Source organism: Oleiphilus sp. HI0128, assembly GCF_001635365.1.
In genome coordinates this window covers 1-20,959 of sequence record NZ_LWGG01000976.1, presented here as the reverse complement: position 1 = coordinate 20,959, position 20,959 = coordinate 1, and the positions used below count along the sequence as shown (strand labels likewise).

The 20,959-nt window shown below is 44.1% G+C and carries 15 protein-coding genes; 6 read left to right on the top strand and 9 right to left on the bottom strand.

What is annotated here, in order from left to right; genetic code table 11:
* Position 1: 1 nt before the first annotated feature.
* From A3763_RS16125 to A3763_RS16110, 4 genes are all read right to left on the bottom strand, one after another.
* Positions 2–2,254, bottom strand: coding sequence for a molybdopterin cofactor-binding domain-containing protein (locus tag A3763_RS16125; RefSeq protein WP_082865120.1), 2,253 nt, complete (start codon positions 2,252–2,254; stop codon positions 2–4).
* Between the two features lie 10 nt (positions 2,255–2,264).
* Entirely contained in the window at positions 2,265–2,756 is a 492-nt protein-coding gene (locus A3763_RS16120) for a (2Fe-2S)-binding protein (RefSeq protein ID WP_068507497.1), read from the bottom strand.
* Between the two features lie 230 nt (positions 2,757–2,986).
* Positions 2,987–3,565 (bottom strand): DNA endonuclease SmrA, encoded by a 579-nt coding sequence (gene smrA / locus A3763_RS16115; protein ID WP_231872226.1) that lies wholly within the window; start codon positions 3,563–3,565, stop codon positions 2,987–2,989.
* Between the two features lie 38 nt (positions 3,566–3,603).
* Positions 3,604–4,557 (bottom strand): LysR family transcriptional regulator, encoded by a 954-nt coding sequence (locus A3763_RS16110; RefSeq protein ID WP_068507501.1) that lies wholly within the window; start codon positions 4,555–4,557, stop codon positions 3,604–3,606.
* Positions 4,558–4,781: 224 nt separating this feature from the next.
* Between A3763_RS16110 and A3763_RS16105 the strand changes: the two genes are divergently transcribed.
* On the top strand, positions 4,782–7,097 hold the full coding sequence (locus tag A3763_RS16105) for an RND family transporter (RefSeq protein ID WP_068507504.1): 2,316 nt from the start codon (positions 4,782–4,784) through the stop codon (positions 7,095–7,097).
* Positions 7,098–7,158: 61 nt separating this feature from the next.
* Here the strand turns inward: A3763_RS16105 and A3763_RS16100 are convergent, their stop codons facing one another.
* Positions 7,159–8,205: a putative solute-binding protein gene (locus tag A3763_RS16100; RefSeq protein ID WP_068553859.1), complete on the bottom strand. Its 1,047-nt coding sequence runs from the start codon at positions 8,203–8,205 to the stop codon at positions 7,159–7,161.
* A gap of 227 nt (positions 8,206–8,432) precedes the next feature.
* On the opposite strand from A3763_RS16100, the gene miaA reads away from it, so the two are divergent.
* Positions 8,433–9,344: a tRNA (adenosine(37)-N6)-dimethylallyltransferase MiaA gene (gene miaA, locus A3763_RS16095; RefSeq protein ID WP_068507507.1), complete on the top strand. Its 912-nt coding sequence runs from the start codon at positions 8,433–8,435 to the stop codon at positions 9,342–9,344.
* A gap of 18 nt (positions 9,345–9,362) precedes the next feature.
* On the opposite strand, the gene A3763_RS16090 is transcribed toward miaA, so the two are convergent.
* The 3 genes from A3763_RS16090 to nfuA form a co-directional block, all read right to left on the bottom strand.
* Positions 9,363–9,938, bottom strand: a complete 576-nt coding sequence (locus A3763_RS16090; RefSeq protein ID WP_068507510.1) for a magnesium transporter MgtE N-terminal domain-containing protein — start codon at positions 9,936–9,938, stop codon at positions 9,363–9,365.
* 10 nt (positions 9,939–9,948) lie between these two features.
* Positions 9,949–11,970: a TRAP transporter large permease subunit gene (locus A3763_RS16085; RefSeq protein ID WP_068507511.1), complete on the bottom strand. Its 2,022-nt coding sequence runs from the start codon at positions 11,968–11,970 to the stop codon at positions 9,949–9,951.
* Positions 11,971–12,250: 280 nt separating this feature from the next.
* The gene (gene nfuA, locus A3763_RS16080; protein ID WP_197469755.1) at positions 12,251–12,835 is read right to left on the bottom strand and encodes a Fe-S biogenesis protein NfuA; all 585 of its coding nucleotides are present in this window, start codon (positions 12,833–12,835) and stop codon (positions 12,251–12,253) included.
* Positions 12,836–13,084: 249 nt separating this feature from the next.
* Here nfuA and metH point away from each other — a divergent pair, with 249 nt between their 5' ends.
* The 4 genes from metH to ald all read left to right on the top strand — a co-directional run bounded on the left by metH (position 13,085) and on the right by ald (position 20,356).
* Entirely contained in the window at positions 13,085–16,777 is a 3,693-nt protein-coding gene (gene metH / locus A3763_RS16075) for a methionine synthase (RefSeq protein ID WP_068507516.1), read from the top strand.
* Positions 16,778–16,946: 169 nt separating this feature from the next.
* The gene (locus tag A3763_RS16070; protein ID WP_068507518.1) at positions 16,947–18,608 is read left to right on the top strand and encodes a nitrite/sulfite reductase; all 1,662 of its coding nucleotides are present in this window, start codon (positions 16,947–16,949) and stop codon (positions 18,606–18,608) included.
* Entirely contained in the window at positions 18,592–19,077 is a 486-nt protein-coding gene (locus tag A3763_RS16065; RefSeq protein ID WP_068507521.1) for a DUF934 domain-containing protein, read from the top strand. The genes A3763_RS16070 and A3763_RS16065 overlap by 17 nt, the downstream gene beginning before the upstream one ends.
* A 157-nt stretch (positions 19,078–19,234) precedes the next feature.
* A complete protein-coding gene (gene ald / locus A3763_RS16060; protein WP_068507523.1) occupies positions 19,235–20,356 on the top strand; it encodes an alanine dehydrogenase in 1,122 nt (373 codons plus the stop codon).
* A gap of 33 nt (positions 20,357–20,389) precedes the next feature.
* Here the strand turns inward: ald and A3763_RS16055 are convergent.
* Positions 20,390–20,959 (bottom strand): MarC family protein (locus tag A3763_RS16055; RefSeq protein ID WP_231872225.1); only part of this gene is annotated, 570 nt, incomplete at its 5' end.

The window sequence follows — 20,959 nt, the reverse complement described above, 5'->3', positions numbered from 1 at the left end:
ATTAACTTAGCTTAAAAGGCATAGAGTTAAATCGCTTACCCGTAGCTTTATACAAAGCAGAAGCGATTGCTGGTGCAATCGGTGGCAAGCCAGGCTCGCCCACACCGCTTGGCGAGTCGTCTGACGGGACAATATAAGTTTTAATATCTGGAGATTCATTCATCCTCATCAAAGGATAGTCATGAAAATTACTTTGCATAACCTCACCTTCAGCAAAAGTAATCTCTCCATAGAGTGCGGCAGTCGCACCAAATATAATTCCGCTTTCCATCTGCATTGTAACGATATCAGGGTTTACAACCATGCCGCAATCTACGGCACAATGCACCGTCAGAAGCTTAACTTGTCCATATTCAACTTTAAGTTCAACTAGTTGCGCAACATAAGAGCCGAAAGACTTATGCACAGCGATACCTTGGTGGACATCTTTAGGCAGCGTACGCCCCCACCCACCTTTTTCTGCAACCAGGTTCAACACTTTAAGTAGTCGCGGTGAATTACCTAAATACTGTTTGCGGAACTGATATGCATCTAGTCCAGCTGACTGAGCTAACTGATCAATTGCACTCTCCACAACGAAAGCGTTAAATGAGTGGCCAACTGAACGCCAGTAGCTTATCGGTACGCCAGCATCGGCCTTGATATGCTTAACACTGATATTTGGTATCGTATAAGGAAAGTCGGCAGCACCTTCATAAGGCGAAGTATCAGCTGGAGTGATTGGCGTTCCCTCGGTCATTAGCCCGGCATGCCCCAGCATTGGGTACATAAACTCAGGCGCCCAAGGAAACATAGCTGGTGAAGCGTCCCATACATACCAATCCATAATCTTGGGCACGACAATTTGATGCTCCCAGGCGACAGGTAGGCCTTTAGTGTCGAGCGCAGCCCGAACCTTGTGCAAACTTGCTGGTCGAAATAAATCGTGCTTGATATCTTCTTCTCTGGACCAAACCAGTTTAATTGTCAGTCCGGTTTTTTCCGCAACCTCAGCAGCCTCGGCAATATAATCTTGACTTAAGCGTCTACCGAAGCCACCCCCTAGAAACTGGTTATGAATAGTTACATTGTCCAGATCGATATTGGTCGCTTTTGCGACTGCAACTTGTGCTACGTCAGGGGCTTGAGTTCCAGCCCATACTTCCGCCTTCCCCTTGCTAACCCTTGCAACGGCATTCATTGGCTCCATGGTGGCGTGAGCAAGAAAAGGCGCTGTAAACTCAAACTCTTCTATATGGCCATCAGCCTCGAGAAGCTCCGCTGTATCGCCGTCTTGACGAATAGATTTGCCGGAATCATTTGCAAGCTTATCCAGATATAGGTTGCTGATTGCATCACTAGTTTCAACACTCTCTTCACTAAATGCCCACTGCGCCTCTAGTACTTTTGATGCTTTCCTTGCTTGCCAATAGGAGTTTGCGACGACAGCTATACCACGGGAAACCTCAAGAACCGAGACAACACCTTTCTGCTGAAGAGCGACTTCGATATTCGCAGACTTAAGTTTGCCCCCATATTTCGGAGCCCGCTCTACAACGCAGTATTTAAGATCCTGCAATTCAACATCGATTCCATAAGCGCTTTCCCCTTTTACCTTTGCAGCTGCATCAAGTCGAGCGTCGAATTTCCCTATGTACTTGAATTGAGCCGGTTCTTTTACCTTTATTTCCTGCGGTAAATCTTGCTGAGAAGCTAGTTTAGCCAAAGCACCAAAACTCACTTTTTTGCCGGTAGACTTAACGCTGACATAAGCATTACGGCACTCTAAGTTATCTTGTGGTAACGCAAATGCTTCTGACGCTGCTTGTAGCAATAAAGTCCGTACAGCAGCCCCTGCCTCGCGAATCTGGCTCCAACTGCTTGAAAGACTGTTACTACCCCCGGTTAGCTGCAAGCCATAATCCGGGTTGCGATAAGCTGCGTTTGCCCCGGCAAAAACAACCTGAATAGTATCTGGTGAGGTATCTAGCTCTTCAGCCAGCAGCGTTGTAATACCCGTGTAAGTGCCCTGACCCATCTCTACTCTATCTAAAGTGAAGATCACAGAGTTATCTGGCCGTATCTCGAGCCAGGCATTAGCCAACCAGCTACCAGTATTTGATAGTTCATTGTTTCTTAGCGTACTGCAGCCTGGCAATGTTATCGCCACGCTAAGGCCGCCAGCAGCGCCTAAACCAACTTTAAGAAAATCCCTACGATTTATCGCTGTATCAGGTAAAAGCTCTTTAGATTTGTTCATGAGATTAGAATGCATTATGAGCGCTTCATACCTTTGCTTTGTAGGATAGATCGGCAGCAATTTGCTGTGATGCAACAGTGTCTTTAATGGCAGCCTTGATTCGGGAATAAGTACCGCAGCGACAAAGGTTACCGGACATCGCATTGTCAATATCTTCATCACTAGGGTTTGCATTAGCTTTCAAGAGCGAGGCTGCGGACATAAGCTGTCCAGGCTGACAATAACCACATTGCGGTACGTTATGTTTAATCCAGCTTTCTTGTAGCGGGTGCAACTGACCATCTTTACTGGCCAATCCTTCAATGGTAGAGATATTTTGGCCTTCCACTGACGAAACAGGGGTAATGCAAGAGCGAATGGCGACACCATTAAGATGAACAGTACACGCTCCACACAAACCCGCACCACAACCAAACTTGGTGCCCTTTAGACCAACCTCATCACGAATCACCCAAAGGAGTGGCGTATCTGGCTCGACGTCGATTGATATGGGCGCGCCATTAATCTTGAGTTTCATTCTGCCTCCTAGCTAGAAAGCTTTGTCTGGCCAAAGCTATAGATAGTTTTTATAGAAATAGTTGAACTTAGTAATGCTAATTATTTTTTATACTTCTTAGGGCAAGAAGTATTTTAAATGCGATCAAAACACGGCCAGCGCCGAACGTAAGATCTTATTATTTTTTTAACGTCTAGATGCTAACACCCAAGTAACTTAGAGTCACTTACACTTTATTAAGATTTGTTGACTCAACGTAGTCCGTGACGCTCTCTATTATTTTGTTTAGCAGTGTCACCCTTGCGAAGCATTACGTAGACTGCACCAGTGCCGCCATGCTGCGGTTGAGCAGAATGAAAGGCTATTACCTGGTCTAGTTGAGGAAGCCAAATCGCTAAATGGCTCTTTAACAAGGCAAGTTTGTCAGGATTTCGATCTCCCTTCCCATGTAAAATAATAACTGCTCTAAGCTCGTACCTGGAGCACTCATCAATAAAGCGGAATACTTCGCGCCTTGCTTGTTCAACGGTCATTCGATGTAAGTCCAAACGTGCATCTAATTCATAGCGCCCCATCCTTAGTTTTTTATACACACCGTGCTGGACACCATCGCGCTTATAATCAAGTATGTCATTTGATTTCAGCATAGGCACTTCGGTGGAGGCTAGAGGATCTACGGTAAGTTTATCGGCAACGGCAAGTTTGCGCCTAACACGCTTTCCTGGTGTTTCTTCCTCTACTTTGTTTGAAGAAATTTTGCTACTTTCAAAACGAGTAACTCCCTGCATTTCTTCTGCAAATAACTCATCATCACTCATTGCCGTACTCACTCATAACCAATTCTGACCCAAAAATACTATTATAAAACCTAGGATTCGCCAAGTGCAGTTTGCACACTTTCCAAGTTCTTATTCGTATTAAATACTTCCTTCAATGTTTCCCATGGTGGCACCGGCTTACAACTTGAGAAAATAAAATCTGTAAAGGCCATAACCTTCGAAGGTGGCTCTCTACGGCTAGGATAAACCAGGTAAAAGGTTCTTTCCTGAAATGGTGCATCTTCAAGTAGCGTAACCAAACGCCCCGCCCTGACATCTTCACTAATAATAATCTGAGGTAAAGCGCCAACACCAACCCCCTCTATAACCATTCGACGCAGCACTTCCATGTCATTAGCCACTAGGCGAGACTTTGGTTCAAACTCGTATATACCGTTATTCGTTTGAAAAGCCCAAGCGGATGCTGGGTGAGAGACACAGGTATGATCTTCGATAGCCTGAATCGTTTTAGGGATGCCGTTTTTAGCAATATACTCAGGAGAAGCACACAGTGACAATCGCGCGGTTCCGAGATTTCGTGCTACCAGACTAGAATCAGATAATGGGCCAATTCGAAAAGCCACATCGATTTCCTGCTCTAGTAAGTCAACCAGTTTGTCATCGGAGAAGATCTCGACATTAACTTTTGGATACTGCTCCATAAATCGTTTAATCGTGCTGATGAAGAAAGGTGTACCAAAAGACAGCGGCGTACTAATCCTGAGCGTACCGCTTGGCTCAGCTTGCATATTATTAACAACACGATCAGCTTCTTCAGCTTGCTCAAGCATTTTGACGCAATGCTCATGATACAACTTACCGGTTTCTGTCGGCTTTAAGTTGCGTGTTGTACGATTAATAAGTCGCACACCTATACGCTTTTCGAGCTGACTCACTTTTCGGCTTACGGTAGATTTAGGTAGCTTAAGTTTGTCCGCTGCTTTGGTGAAGCTTCCCGATCCGACAACCACTGCAAATATCGCCATTTCATTTAAGTCTTGCATCAATTCGTACCCTTCTCTTACTCTCGCATTTAGAGTTAGCCGCATACATTCCATATACGGAACATTATTTCTAAATTTAGCCTATTAACACCAAAATAGGAACAGCACTACAATAAAAGCATCAAAATTTAGCGTTTGATTGCATTAAATTAGAACAACGGGGCAATAACATACTATTGTTAGCAGCCACAAAAATAAGACTTTTTACTACAAGGTTCATTGTTATGGTCGATAGACTTGCCGCGCAGATTATTAAGTTCAGATGGTTAATCATCATTGCCTCCTTAGCTATTGTATTTTTTATAGCAAGCGGAGCTAGCAATATTGGGTTCAGCTCAAACTATCGAGTATTCTTTTCAGAAGATAATGAACAATTGGTAGCATTTGAAACACTCCAAAACACCTATTCAAAATCAGACAATATATTTGTTGTTCTAGCGCCGAAAGATGGCGAGGTATTTACCGTTCCAACCTTGAATGCAGTTAAAGATCTAACTGATAGAGCTTGGCAATTGCCTTATTCAACACGCGTCGATTCAATCACAAACTTCCAATATACAAAAGCCGAAGAAGATGACTTGCTCGTTAACGACCTGGTTGAATTTCCAGATGAAGCCGATTTGGACGAGATTAAACGGATTGCGCTTAGCGAGCCGCTGCTAGAAAGTCGCCTTATTTCCAAGCAAGCGCATGTTACTGCGGTCAATACCACAGTTCAACTTCCTCAATTGACCGAACAGGAGATTCCCGAACTAGTAGCGCAAGCACGTGTGATGATTGCCCAGTTTGAAGAAGACTACCCCCACCTGGATGTTTATATCACAGGTAGCGTGATGCTAGGCAATGCCTTTTCTGAATCAGCCCAGGACGACCTTGCAAACCTGTTTCCGGTCATGTTTGTGATAATAATCTTCACCTTATTATTGCTTTTACGTTCGTTCACCGGTACCGCCGTAACCTTGGTTGTCATAATAATGTCTATCGTCAGCGCAATGGGAATGTTCGGTTGGCTAGGATGGACGCTTACCGGTCCAAGCACCTCAGCGCCCACGGTAATCATGACAATGGCCGTTGCCGATTGCGTTCATATTCTAGTGACCTTTCTATTTAACATGCGGCACGGAATGCTTAAAGCCGAAGCAATGCAAGAAGCCATACGTATCAATTTCCAGCCGGTTTTCATCACCAGCATCACAACAGTTGTTGGCTTTATGACACTTAACTTTAGTGAAGTTCCACCCTTCAGAGATTTAGGTAATACTGTAGCTATGGGCGTCGTTGCAGCATTCTTTCTATCAGTATTTTTACTTCCAGCACTGGTTATGGTGCTACCGGTAAAAGAGAAGAAGCAAGCAGATAAAGCACACAAAGGCCTTGATGCAATCGCTAATTTCGTCATTAACAAACGCAGACAAATTTTGATCGGTACCGGCTTGGTAACAATCGCCATTTTCTCTGCTATACCATTAAATATGATAAATGACGACTTTGTCGGTTACTTCAAGCAAAGTGTAGAATTTAGAAAAGACACCGACTTTACCGCTGAAAACCTTTCTGGCATTTATACAATTGAATACTCACTAGTTGCCGGAGAATCCGGTGAGATAAGCAACCCGAAATTCTTACAACAGGTCGAGGCATTCAGCCAATGGCTTGAAGCTCGAGAAGAAGTTGTTCATGTCGATACGATTACCGAGATATTCAAGCGCCTGAATAAAAATATGCATGCCGATGATGAGTCATACTTCCGGCTACCGGAGTCACAAGATTTAGCGGCACAATATTTACTGTTATATGAAATGTCGCTCCCCTATGGGCTGGATCTCAACAACCAGTTAAACGTAGATAAATCATCTATCAAACTAACTGTTGTACTAAACAATATACCAAGCTACAAAACCTTAGCGCTTGAAAAGGATATTGCTGAATGGCTTGAGACAAATACCGATATTACTGAGTTCTATGCTGCGAGCCCGAATATCATGTTCTCTCATATCGGTGAGCGAAACGTTATGAGTATGGTTTCGGGGGTAAGTTATGCATTGATACTAATTTGTATCATCATGGTGATCGTACTCAGGTCAGTCAAACTGGGCTTGGTTAGCCTAATCCCTAACCTTATACCTATTGGTGCTGCATTTGGTTTGTGGGGTATCTTCAACGGTAATGTTGGCATATCCGTAGGTACCGCAACAGGTATGGTCCTGGGTATCGTCGTTGATGATACCGTCCACTTTTTAAGCAAGTATCGAAGGGCTAGGCGTGAGAAAGGCTATACTAGCGAGCAAGCGGTGCAATATGCTTTCGCAACCGTTGGTACTGCACTTTGGGTGACAACCTTCGTTTTAGTCGCAGGGTTTATGGTGCTTGCATTGTCCAACTTCAACATGAACGCCCACATGGGTATCTTCACTGCAACAACGATTACGCTAGCACTGATATTCGACTTTATAGCGCTACCCGCAATTCTACTCAAGCTGGAAGAGAAGACTGCGGGTAAGCAAGGCACAGAAAACATCCTTACTTCTACTCCAAACTAAAACCCAACAAAAAAGCCCCTACAAAGGATAATTTGTAGGGGCTTTCTTATTCATCAAGTAGCTATTCTGGTTTAGCGTTTGCAGCACACTCGCCACGAGAACGATCCAGACGGCAACGAATTTTCCAGAGTAACTTAAGTGCCGTAGGATGATTGACCTTGTCTGCCTTTAGTGCCATGCGTACACGTTTACTGAAATGATCAATATCATCCTTAGTAAACTGACTAATCTCGATCCAGTAGTTTTGAGGTATTTCATTCTCAGCATCCTTAACCATTCGTTCCATATCATCCATTCGTGTCAGGATATAATTACGCATTTTGTGGCCAAAGCTAACGCACTCACGCTTTCTGGCTTTTCGGTTCCTGGAACATACCTCAGGGAATTGATCACGCTTAGCGATTGTTTGCAGCATGCCATAATAAAGTCGGTAATCAATTATCCCGCCCTTGTCACCTAATCCGTTGTATAGCTCAAATGTGTTATAGGCCAAAGCTGGCATCAACAAAATATCGACATTACCATTATTGAATTGCCCTGCAAAAGTGGTCAGAGAAACATTGAAGGGAGAAGCACCCGCCAAGTCGGCAAACTTTTTAGCCTGGGGGTCTCCATTAAGAATTGCCAGTTTTTTACCAGCAAAGTCATCGATACTTTCTATCGATCGGTCATTTACAAAGGCAAACATTGACCCTACCGGAAAAGTTGCAACCACTTCGTAATTACCCTGGGTCATCAACTTACCGGCACGAGGACGAGCCAACGTACCCAAGGCGAGTTCAAGGCCTTTCTGGGAGGTAATCGCGCCAATAGCATCCATTGTGCCGCCAAATTTAACGAATTGGCGTGAAAGTATTGCGCTCAAAAGTACGGCTTCACAGCGCCCTGCTTTAAACTCACTTGCGGCGACCTTTTCGTCAGTATATGCAACAAACCTGATACTCAAGCCCCATGATTGAGCTTTTGGTATTAAGTCAGAATAAAAAGACATAACCGGGCCATTACGCCCAACCGGATCCCAAATACAAAATGTTTTTTTCTCTAGAGAGTATGCAGACGTGCTTGCTAATATTAATACCAGCGCTATTAAGACGTTGTAGACCTTCATTCCGAAAAGAATTCCTTGTTTAGGTTCTTGTTAACTCAAGGTTTGCAAGATTATATCTTCGTTTTTATGGTACAAGTGTCCAGCAAAGTAGCCGTATTTATCATGTAATTGTTATAAGATAGCGATTCACGGTAACTGGCCAGTTATAATAGCTGGCAGTTTTATATCTACTTATTTCCCACACTATAACGAAGTGTTTGTTAGTTCAATACTTATTACAGATTAATATGACAGATTCTCATCAAGCCAAACTAGTTACCATTCTAGGCCCTACGGCAAGTGGTAAAACCTCATTAGCTGTAGAGCTTTGCCGTCAGTTTTCAGGTGAGATAATCTCTGCCGACTCTCGCCAGGTATACCGGGGCATGGACATTGGTACAGGCAAAGATCTCGATGAATACGAAGAAGTCCCCCATCACCTAATCGACATTGTGGAGCCGCAAGAGGAATTCAACCTTTTCGCCTACGCCCAACATTTCTCCACAGCTTTCACCAATATCGTCAAACGCGAACAACTGCCGTTTTTAGTGGGCGGAACAGGGATGTATCTAGATGCCATATTAAACCGTTATGAATTAACGATAGCGAAGTCTGACGAAAAAGCACGTCAGGAAATGGAAAATAAATCAGAACGCGAATTAATCGAGCTATTGCTAAGTTTTGACAAAAATTTACACAACACAACCGACTTGTTAAGCCGAGACCGCATCATTAAAGCAATCGAAATAGCAGTAGCCGACAGCAAAGATCTAAAGCCACTGGAGCTTCCCACTTTTACACCCCTTACGATAGGCATTCGCTTAGAGCGCGAAGAAATAAAGGCTAGAATCACAGCGAGGCTTAAGGCACGGCTTGAAGAAGGCATGATAGAGGAAGTAGAAACACTCAGACAACAAGGCCTTCCCTGGGAAAAGTTACACTTCTTCGGCCTTGAATATCGCTTTGTCGCACAATACTTGCAAGGTGAGCTGAGTTACAACGATATGTACCAAAAACTCAATTCAGCCATTCACGCTTTTGCAAAACAACAAAGTAAGTGGTTTAGGAATATAGAAAAGAAGGGGCAGGAAATTCATTGGATCGATAAAGGAGAGGATCTTTTCGACAAAGCCGCAGAGCACCTCGCGAAGCATCTTTAGCGAGCTTTGCTTGGCGAACTACGCTAATGCGTGCAGCTTCTTAAAGGTCACTAGCCTCAACTCGTTTAAGTCTTTTTCAAGTACTGCCAGCGTCAAACCGTGCTTAACCATGCTTTTTAACAAGCTTTTGTCTGCATATTCCAGTATATCCAATACACGCAAGGGGTGTTGCTCAGCCAAGCAGGCAATTACATCTTGCGCCTGTTTTTTCGGCAGCCGAGCTAGCAATTCGGCTGCATAGCGCTCATTCATAAAGACCGCTGTTTCACAGACATACTCAACAGACAAACCTTTTGCTATTTGAACAGCACTCTTAATGGGGAGCTTAGATGTAATTCTTGCCGCAATGGGTGGGTCGATATATTTGTTTGTAATCGCAAGCACGAGAAAGTTGGGGATATATCTAAGCGTTTGAGAGATAGACTCGAAAAAACGATCAAATCCTTTTCTTTCACGTTCGAGCACCGACTCAACCAAATCAAACACAGCTTCAAATTGTTCATCACTCATGCCAGAAATTATTTCTGGCAAGTCACTTTCACTCTGCCGTTCAAGTTGCTCTAATTGCTCCTCACGTTTTGCTACGCGTTCCATTCTAGCAACCTTATTGATCGATGAATGCTAATGGAACGAAAGCAACAAGAATGAGTGTTGTACCCATAACCATAAGCGGAAGAAGTAAACGCTCGTGGCGATAATAAAAGGAATCGCCCTCTTTTAAAGCGAGACTGACTTCCTCATCACCCACAACCTGACGGGTAAGTAGGTGATTTAACGAAACCGGCGGACTCAAATAACCAAGTTCGAAAGCCATCAAGCAGGTCATCCAGAAGTGAATCGGATTGATTCCGGCAGCATAAGCAACCGGAGCAATCGTACCTGTAACCAGGATAAGCGCACCAAAGGGGTCCATTACCATGCCGATCATCACCAAAAACAGAACGAGAAACGCCATCGTGCCGTAGGTAGAGCCGAAGAATTCGGGTATCTCTAGTACGCCGCCGCCCCGTTCTATAATGCCGCCAACTGTAAACGAGCAAGCCATTAACATCAGTAAGGCGCCAATTTGTATGGATGAGTTATCTACAGAACTGGAAAAGGCTGAAGATATCGTCGGACTCGCCTTAGCACTTTCATTTCGCTGATGGAAATCCCTACTAAATTTACGTTCAAACACTAAAACTGCCATAACGATAATTGGCAGCATGACAGGTGCCGTAAATTCGTCAAGTTGAGCATCTAGCAATATGTCGTAAAGAAAGAGCGCAGCGACCAGAATCCCAACATAAGGAAGAAGTGGCATCAAATTTCTAAGAGAAGGTAACAATGCTTCACTTGCCGGTACAATTTTCATAGGGTCCTTTCGTGTAATCATTGCAAATACCGCAAACACGAGCATACTCAGAAGAAAAACCCTGAAGCCCCAATGAAACAGCTCGTCTGTCACAACTTCTTTATTAAGTATTGCAATACCAACTACAAGCAAACAAGGCCTTAGCACAACACCTGAACCCGTCATTGCTGTCACGGCAAGCGACAACTGACGACGAGTCCCTACTCGCCTCATCTCTTGATAAACAACCGCGCCCATCGCAATAATGATAATGCCCGAAGCACCGGTATAAGCAGTCGGGAATGCCATCAATGCGATAGCAACAAATGCAAGCAATTCAGGCGGCAGGTGCCAAGGTTTAAACACCTCAAACAATTTTGCACCAAGAAGCGTTTCTTTAAGCAGCATACCAACCAGAATATAAAGACCAATTGCTAAATGAAGATTAGTTAGCTGAAAGATTTGAGTAAAATAGATAGCAATACCTGGATAGTGCGACTCAACAATAAAAAACTGAAAGATCGCTGCTAACAGCATAATACTATGAATAGGTATCGCTATAAAGGCAAGCCAGGGTTTACCTCCAGGCTCAAGATCTGGCGATGGATTGAGTAACTGATATAGATTCAGACCGCATAAGCTAAAACACCCGAGCATAAGGATAATCATTAACTCAGGGTTGGTAACCTCAGTCCCCGATGCGTAAGAGCCTTGGTAAAACGCGACGGTAGACAACCCAAGACAGGCATTGGCAAACAACTGCCCTACATTCGAAACGTAGTGATCCATTCGACTATGAATCGACCTAAACGCAATATGATTACGCTTCCATGTTGTGATAAACGCAGACAGTGCCAGCAGCAATATCAAAGTAAGTTTTTGATTCTCAATAGCAAGCAAACTAACTTGAGCAAAGGTGTGCTCAAGATCTTTAAAAGTACGAACCCAAACATTCATTTGAGCTCGATAGGTCTGGGCATCAGCATGCTGCTTCTGGCATAGCCTGATTTGGCTAGCTAAGGAATTACGAGCTGAATCACGATCAAACTCAGTCGCAAATAAATCGAAGTCTTCATTTTCTGCAAGGTGCTCTTGTTCTAATTCATCCAACCTGGCTTCGATATCAAACTGATATTCACAGTCTGCAGTGGGCTCATCACCCCGAAGAATAAAGTAGTCCTCCCAAAAATAGCTGCCAAGCTTAAGCATCTGTGCATGCATATTCTCACTAGTGCCCGAAATAATCGTTACGAACAAAAGACATAGAATTGAGTAGGAAAGGATTTTTTGCATCAGGACTTTGATGCTAAATTCGGATTTCTTGTTGGTTAGTTGAGTATCGTAATCAGGCTGCATAGTGTTATTAAAATTATTATGAAGATAATATTAAAAATTAAGATGTAAGTCGGGCCATAGTATACGAAATAGCATGTGAATACAGCGAAATGATCCTAACCTGAGCCACAATCAAGCATAAAAAAAGGAAGATCATTGACCTTCCTTTTTTAGAACGACTAACTAGTTGTACCTAGAACCTAAGCTCTAAGAGCGCTATTCTGATACCAGAGTTCGCTTATTTATAATAAGCATTATCCGTAACGGAGTGATCTGTTACATCACGCACGCCACTTAGCTCAGGAACAACCTCCAACAAACGCTTTTCGACACCGTCCTTCAAGGTAATTGAAACTGCACTACACCCCTGACAACCGCCACCGAAGCGAAGTACCGCAATTTGATCTTCAGTTATTTCAACAAGTGATACATCACCACCATGCGATGCCAAACCAGGGTTAATATCCGTAACAAGAATATAGGTGATACGCTCTGACAAGCTGGAATTTTCATCTATCTTTGGCATCTTGGCATTTGGCGCTTTAATTGTCAGCTGGCCACCCATTTTTTCTTCTGCGTAATCTACAAATGCTTCATCTAGAAATGGAACGCTTTTCTTCTCGAGGTAAAGTTTAAAGCCTTCTAGCTCCATCACTTCATCGTCTTCAACGATATCTTCAGGCTGACAATAGGCCAAACAGGTCTCGGCAAATTTAGTGCCTGGCTGAGTAACAAACATTCTAACGCCCATACCATTTGACTCCTGATTAGAGACAAGTTGAGCGAGATAATGTTGAGCTGATTCGGAAACAGTGACCATAATGAAGTAAGCCTCGATGAAATTATTTGCGCATATAATACGGGTTTTGGACTCTGGGATAAAGACTTAGTAAAATACTCAGGTAATCGTTTTATACTCACGCTTGTGTGAGAGCAGAAATTGTCAGGTTTTTAGATATTATTTTCTATATCAAAATATTTCAATATACTTTTATTTCCGCTAAGATAGCGCTTTCTACAACATCGCATAGAATTGCGTGCTATTTCACCTTATTTTGGGAATACACATTTAATGTCCAACATACAAAATAGAACTCAGCTTTTGAACGACGCGCTAAGCAAGCGCATCCTAATACTGGATGGCGCTACCGGAACAATGATCCAGCGCTTTAAGTTTGAAGAGGAAGACTATCGCGGTGAAAGGTTCAAAGACCACCCTTCGGAAGTTAAAGGCAATAATGACCTATTATGCCTGACTCAAGTAGACGCCATTGCTAGCATCCATAAACAATATCTAGATGCAGGCGCAGATATAATTGAAACAAACACTTTCAACTCGACCAAAGTTTCCCAAGCTGACTATGGCATGGAAGAGCTTGTATACGAGTTAAATTTCGAAGCTGCACGTATTGCACGTGAAGAAGCGGAGAAGAAGACCGCTGAAACGCCCGACAAGCCAAGATTTGTTGCAGGTGTCGTTGGCCCAACATCACGTACGGCATCCATTAGCCCCGACGTTAACGACCCGGGTTTTAGAAACGTCACTTTCGAAGAGCTTTACGACAATTATTATGAAGCCACCGATGCCTTGGTAAAAGGCGGTGCCGACATAATCATGATCGAGACCATATTCGATACGCTTAATGCTGAAGCAGCTATTTATGCAGTTGAACAATACTTTCAGGATTCCAAACTGAAACTGCCAATCATGATTTCAGGCACCATCACTGACGCCTCGGGCCGTACTCTGTCCGGGCAGACAGCTGAGGCCTTCCTAATATCTGTTAAGCACTGCAAGCCTCTGAGCATCGGTTTTAACTGCGCTCTGGGTGCCGATGCACTTCGGCCCTACATTGAAGAGTTATCTACCAAGGGCGAATGCTATGTTAGCGCCCACCCTAACGCAGGCCTGCCGAATGAGTTTGGTGAATACGATCAAACACCTGAAGAAATGGCCGATATCGTTGAGACCTTCGCAAAAGATAATTTAATCAACATTATCGGTGGCTGCTGCGGTTCAACACCAGAGCACATTGCTGAAATCGCACGACGTATGGAGAAACACAGTACAAGGGCTATTCCACAGATCAAACCCAAACTTCGCCTTTCCGGCTTAGAAGCTTTTGTTACAGATGAAGACTCACTATTCATTAATGTCGGTGAGCGCACTAACGTTACTGGTTCAAAGAAGTTTTTGAGGCTTATTAAAGACGAAGAGTTTGAAGAAGCACTCGACGTTGCAAGACAGCAAGTTGAAAACGGCGCACAAATCATCGATATCAATATGGATGAAGGCATGCTGGAATCCAAAGAAGCGATGGTCCACTTTCTCAACCTCGTCGCTTCAGAACCAGATATCTCCAAAGCACCAATTATGATTGACTCCTCTAAGTGGGAAGTAATTGAGGCCGGACTGCGTTGCGTACAAGGGAAGGCTGTCGTTAACTCAATTAGCTTGAAGGAAGGCGAAGAGCAATTTATCGATCATGCGAAAGCCTGTATTCGTTACGGTGCGGCCGCGGTAGTGATGGCTTTCGATGAGAAGGGTCAGGCCGACTCCTTAGATCGTAAGATAGAGATTTGTAAGCGCTCATACGACGTATTGGTTGGCTTAGGCATGCCTCCTGAAGATATTATTTTTGACCCGAATATTTTTGCGGTCGCAACAGGTATCGAAGAACATAACAACTACGCCGTTGACTTTATCGAAGCTACTCGCTGGATTCGTCAAAACCTACCCTATGCAAGTGTCTCTGGTGGCGTTAGTAACGTCTCGTTTTCCTTCCGCGGCAACAACCCAGTACGCGAGGCTATTCATTCCGTCTTTCTTTATCACGCCATAAAAGCCGGTATGAACATGGGTATCGTCAATCCCGGACAACTAGTTATCTATGACGATATTGATCCAGAGCTAAAAGAGCGCGTCGAAGATGTTGTCCTAAATAGACGGGACGACTCAACTGATCGACTTCTTGAAATAGCTGATAATTTCCGCGGTGAAGCCGGTGAGAAGAAGAAAGAGGATCTAGAGTGGCGTAAGCTGCCTGTCGAAAAGCGACTCGAACACGCGCTTGTTAAAGGTATTACCACCTTTATTACAGAAGATACCGAAGAAGCTCGCGTCAAAGCAGCGAGACCAATTGAGGTCATCGAAGGCCCTTTAATGGATGGAATGAATGTCGTAGGCGACCTATTTGGCGAAGGTAAAATGTTCTTACCACAAGTCGTTAAAAGCGCCCGGGTAATGAAACAGTCAGTCGCACATCTCGTCCCCTTCATTGAAGCAGAAAAAAGTGATAAACAAACGACCAAGGGTAAAATCCTAATGGCCACCGCTAAAGGCGATGTACATGATATCGGCAAGAATATCGTTGGTGTCGTTTTACAGTGCAACAACTATGAAGTAATAGATCTTGGTGTAATGGTTCCTGCCGATAAAATACTTGCTGCCGCCAAAGAACATAATGTAGACATTATTGGAGTTAGTGGCCTAATCACACCGTCGCTTGACGAAATGGTCCATATCGCAAAAGAGCTGCAGCGAGAAGGCTTGGATATACCACTAATGATCGGTGGTGCAACGACCTCTAAGGCTCACACCGCTGTGAAGATAGAACCTCAGTATCAAAATAATATTTCAGTCTATGTCACAGATGCCTCACGTAGTGTCAGTGTTGCTACCTCTTTGTTAAGTGATACACAGCGTGACACCTTTGTCGAGAACGTGAAGGTGGAATATGAGACGGTACGCGAACGTCGTAAAAACCGCAGCGCCAAGTCCAGCTTCCTAAGCTATGAAAAAGCAGTAGCAAACAAGCTGTCACTTGATTGGAGCGGCTACGAACCACCTAAGCCGAAATTTACCGGCACCAAAATCTTTGAAGACTACCCACTTGAAGAATTAGTTGACTATATCGATTGGACTCCGTTTTTTATCACGTGGGACCTGGTTGGAAAATACCCGAAAATATTAAAAGATGAGCATATCGGTGAAGCTGCTCAGAGTCTTTTCAATGATGCACAAAAAATGCTCAAGGATCTGATAAGCAATAAAAAACTAAAAGCCAAGGCTGTTATCGGATTTTGGCCAGCAAACGCTCAAGGCGATGATGAAATTACTGTATTTGCAGACGAAAGTCGATCTAAGGTAAATCTAAGCCTGAATCACCTACGCCAGCAATCTGACAAAGCGGGCAATCAATTTAGCTTATCACTAGCTGACTTTATTGCACCTAAAGAAACGGGTCTCAATGACTATATCGGTGGCTTTGCAGTCACCGCTGGAATCGGTGCTGAAGAACTTGCCACCGAGTTCGAAGCAAAACATGACGACTACAACGCGATTATGGTCAAAGCGCTAGCTGACCGCCTAGCCGAAGCTTTCGCTGAGCGTATGCACGAAAGAGTTCGTAAAGAGTTCTGGGCTTACGCTGGAGATGAAAGCTTTGATAACGACGCCTTGATTAAAGAAAAATACCGCGGTATCCGCCCTGCTCCGGGCTACCCTGCTTGCCCTGATCATACTGAAAAGACCGAGCTGTTCAAGCTACTGGAACCCGAAAACAGTGCCGGAATTTCATTAACCGAACACTTTGCAATGACACCTGCAGCTTCAGTTAGTGGGTTTTATTATTCCCACCCTGATTCAAAATATTTTTCTGTTGGAAAAATTACCAAAGACCAGGTCGAGGATTACGCTAAGCGTAAATCAATGTCTATCACTGAAGCAGAAAAATGGTTGAGTCCGGTACTAAACTATGATTAATCGCTAAAAAACGGCTTTTATATAACCAAAACCCGTAATAGCTAAACAAACTTATATAAGCTGGTTATTTAACCGCTTATTAAAAACTGATACCCTTAGCGCCCGCAAAAATGGCCCCAGGCTGCTTTGGGCTAAATTATATTAAGCAAGTACGATTGAGACGCACTAAATGTACAAATACGATGGTTACGACAAACAGATCGTCCAGGAACGGGTTCAGCAGTTCCGCGGTCAAACCCAACGCTTTCTTGAAGGGACTTTGGCAGGTGACGACTTTTTGCCTTTACGTCTGCAAAACGGTCTATACGTCCAGCGATTAGCACCTATGCTTCGGGTCGCCGTACCTTACGGCATGCTGTCTTCCACACAGCTTAGGAAGCTCGCTTCAATCAGTCGTGACTACGACAAAGGCTACCTGCACTTTACTACTCGCCAAAACGTCCAATTCAACTGGCCCGAGCTAAAAGATGTCCCAGACATTCTTGACGAGCTTCGTAGTGTTGAAATGCATTCCATTCAAACGAGTGGCAATTGTATTCGTAACACCACGACTGACCAGTTTGCCGGTGTGGCAGCGAATGAATTGTTAGACCCGCGCCCTTACTGCGAGATCATACGTCAGTGGTCGACTTTCCATCCTGAGTTTGCATTCTTGCCACGTAAATTCAAAATCTCGGTAAACGCTTGTGGTGATACAGATCGTACTGAGTCTCTAGTGAATGATATTGCTCTGGAGCTTGTTAAGAACGATGCAGGTGAAATTGGCTTTAAAGTTTTGGCCGGTGGTGGGCTAGGCCGTACGCCAATCATTGCCTCGGTAATTCGTGAGTTTTTACCCGAGAAGCACCTGCTTAGTTATCTCGATGCGATCTTGCGTGTCTACAATATTCACGGTCGCCGCGACAACAAATACAAAGCTCGTATTAAAATCCTTGTAAAAGCCCTTACACCCGCCAAGTTCGCAGAACGCGTTGAAGCTGAATGGGAGCATATCAAGGATGGAGCGACAACACTGACCAATGAAGAAATTGACCGTGTAAAAAACTTCTTTACAGAACCAGCATACCAATCGCTTGCTGATAATAGTGAAAGCTTTGTTAAGCAACAAGACGAGCACAAAGGCTTTGCCAATTGGATCAAGCGTAATGTCAATGACCATAAAAAGCCTGGCTACTCGATCGTTACGCTAACACTTAAGAAAACGGGCACACCACCAGGCGATGCATCTGACAAGCAGGTTGATACAATTGCAGACATGGCTGATAAGTATAGTTTTGGTGAAGTCCGTGTAACACACGACCAGAACATTGTTCTTGCAGACGTTCCTCAGAATATGTTGTTTGAATTATGGAGTGAGGCTAAAGCAGCTGGTTTTGCAACGCCTAACCTTGGCATGATTACAGACATTATTTGCTGCCCAGGCGGCGACTTTTGTGGCCTTGCAAACGCCAAATCAATACCAGTAGCTGAGCAGATTCAAATCAAGTTTGATGATCTAGATTATGTCTATGACATCGGCGAGATCGATTTAAATATATCAGGCTGTATGAACGCTTGCGGTCATCACCATGTGGGTAACATTGGAATTCTCGGTGTTGATAAGCGCGGCGAAGAATTCTATCAGGTATCTCTAGGTGGAAACTCGGGTAAAGATGCCGCCATTGGCAAAATATTAGGCCCGTCCTTCGCTAGAGCTCAGATGCCTGAAGTCGTTGAAAAGATTATCAACGTTTATATTGAAAACCGAACTGAAGAAGAACTGTTTATTGATACATTCCGTAGAATTGGAATGCTACCTTTTAAGGAGCGCGTATATGCCAAGGCTGATTAAAGTAGATAAGATTGTCGATGATGCGTGGCAAATTCTAGATAAAGGTTTTTCAGGCAAGCTTGAGCAGAGCCAGGTATTTGTTCCCTTAAACTATTTGCTTGAAAACCCTGGATGCATTGATGCTTCTGAAGTTGGCGTTTGGCTCGACAGCGACGAAGAACCGGAAGCGCTTGCACCCTACCTGGATAAGCTTCCTGCTATTGCAATAAACTTCCCTAAGTTTGTTGACGGGCGCGGCTACTCCTATGCTCGTATACTTCGCGACCGTTTGAACTTTGAGGGTGAAATTCGTGCAATTGGCGACATTCTTCACGACCAGCTTTTCTATCTGAAACGCTGCGGTTTTGACGCATATGCAGTTCGAGAAGACAAAGATATTGAGGTCGCACAAGAAGGCTTGTCCGACTTTACTGAATCTTATCAAGCAGCAAGCTTTATGAATCAACCACTATTTCGCCGTCGCGGCTAACGAGTGCTTAGTACCCACCTCTAAGCCCCCAAACCAGGATCTTAGAGGTGGAGCTTTTCAAACAAACTCCCCCTCCTCTTCCCCTTACGTCGTTCTTCATCCGCTAAAAATACAGCTATACTAATAACATATCTGGCGTTTTTTAAAGGAGTCAGCAATGCGTATTGGTGTACCAAAAGAAGTCAAAAATAACGAATTCCGCGTCGCCATGACGCCTAACATTGCTCACGAGCTCTATTCTCATGGACATAAGGTTTTTATAGAGAAAGATGCAGGATTAGGATCCGGTTTTTCAAACCAAGAATACCTTGACGCAGGGTCGACTGTGCTCGAATCTGCTGTTGATATTTTTCACCAAGCAAACCTGATTCTTAAGGTAAAGGAGCCGCAAGCCTGGGAGCGCAGCCAGCTCACCGCAGGTCATATACTGTTTACATATTTACACCTTGCACCAGATCTTCAGCAAACAAGCGACTTGCTAGATAGTAAAGCAACGTGCATCGCCTATGAGACGGTTTCCGATGCTGCGGGACACCTTCCTCTTCTTACACCAATGTCAGAGATTGCTGGCCGAATGTCAATTCAGGCAGGCGCTCACTGCCTTGAGAAATCGCAGGGAGGTCGCGGCGTACTCTTAAGTGGTGCCCCCGGTGTCGAACCGGCACGCGTTCTGATACTTGGTGGCGGAGTTGTCGGCCGCAATGCTGCTAAAATCGCTGTTGGCATGGGGAGCGACGTAACCGTATTCGATAAATCGATTGAAACACTAAGAACACTAGAAAGCGAGTTTGGCAACAGCATCAAAACTCTATACGCAAGTCGCGCAGCCCTACTCAAACTCCTACCTCACTGCGACCTTGTTATTGGGGCTGTGCTAATTCCCGGCGCTACCGCCCCAAAGCTAATTACTAAAACTGACCTAAGCCAGATGAAAAGCGGCAGCGTGATCGTAGATGTGGCGATAGACCAAGGTGGATGTATTGAAACCTCAAAACCTACAACTCATGAAAAGCCAGTATTCACAATAAATAATGTCGTACATTATTGCGTCGCCAATATGCCCGGAGCCGTTGCACGAAGTTCAACTCTAGCTTTAACGAACGCTACAGCGCCTTACGTAATCGAGCTTGCTAATAGAGGTTGTCGTAAAGCACTGGAAACGAACCCGGGCTTTATGAAAGGTCTGAATATTGTTAATGGGGAGCTCTGTAACAAGAACGTTGCCGAGGCACAAAACCTAAAAAGCATTTCTCTTGAAAATGCGCTTAATAAGCTTTGATTCCTTATAGCAGCATAAGCTGATTCGCCGACATTAAGTAAATACTCGCAAGCCATCCAGAATAAACTGGATTGCCAGTGCAGCTAAGATCATTCCTAAAAAACGTTTTAATACTTCATCACCTATCGCACCAACCAGGCGTTTAACATTGCCCGAAAAAATCATCAGAATACAGGTTAGCGTGCTGATAGATACAATGGCAAACATCACAGAAAGCTGGCCCAAAGCCGAACTAGTCGAAGAAAACAACAAAATACTTACTGTTAAAGAGCCAGGCCCCGCAAGTAGCGGTATGGACAATGGGAAAACCGATATATCTCTGCCATTCCCGCTGCCAGCGAAAGACAAACTACTGGTAACCATACGAAACGCCGTATAAAACAAAAGCACGCCACCGGATATCTTGAATGCATGAATACTAATCGCAAGCTTACTTAAAAGGAGTTCACCAAAATTGCCAAACAATACTAGTAGCATCGTGGAAATAAGACAGGCCTTGAAAGCGATCAACTTTCGACCTGAACCACTTTCAAGCAAAGAATGGAAAATTAAAGCCATTCCAATCGGATCGATGATCACAAATAGAGCAACCAACGCTCCAAC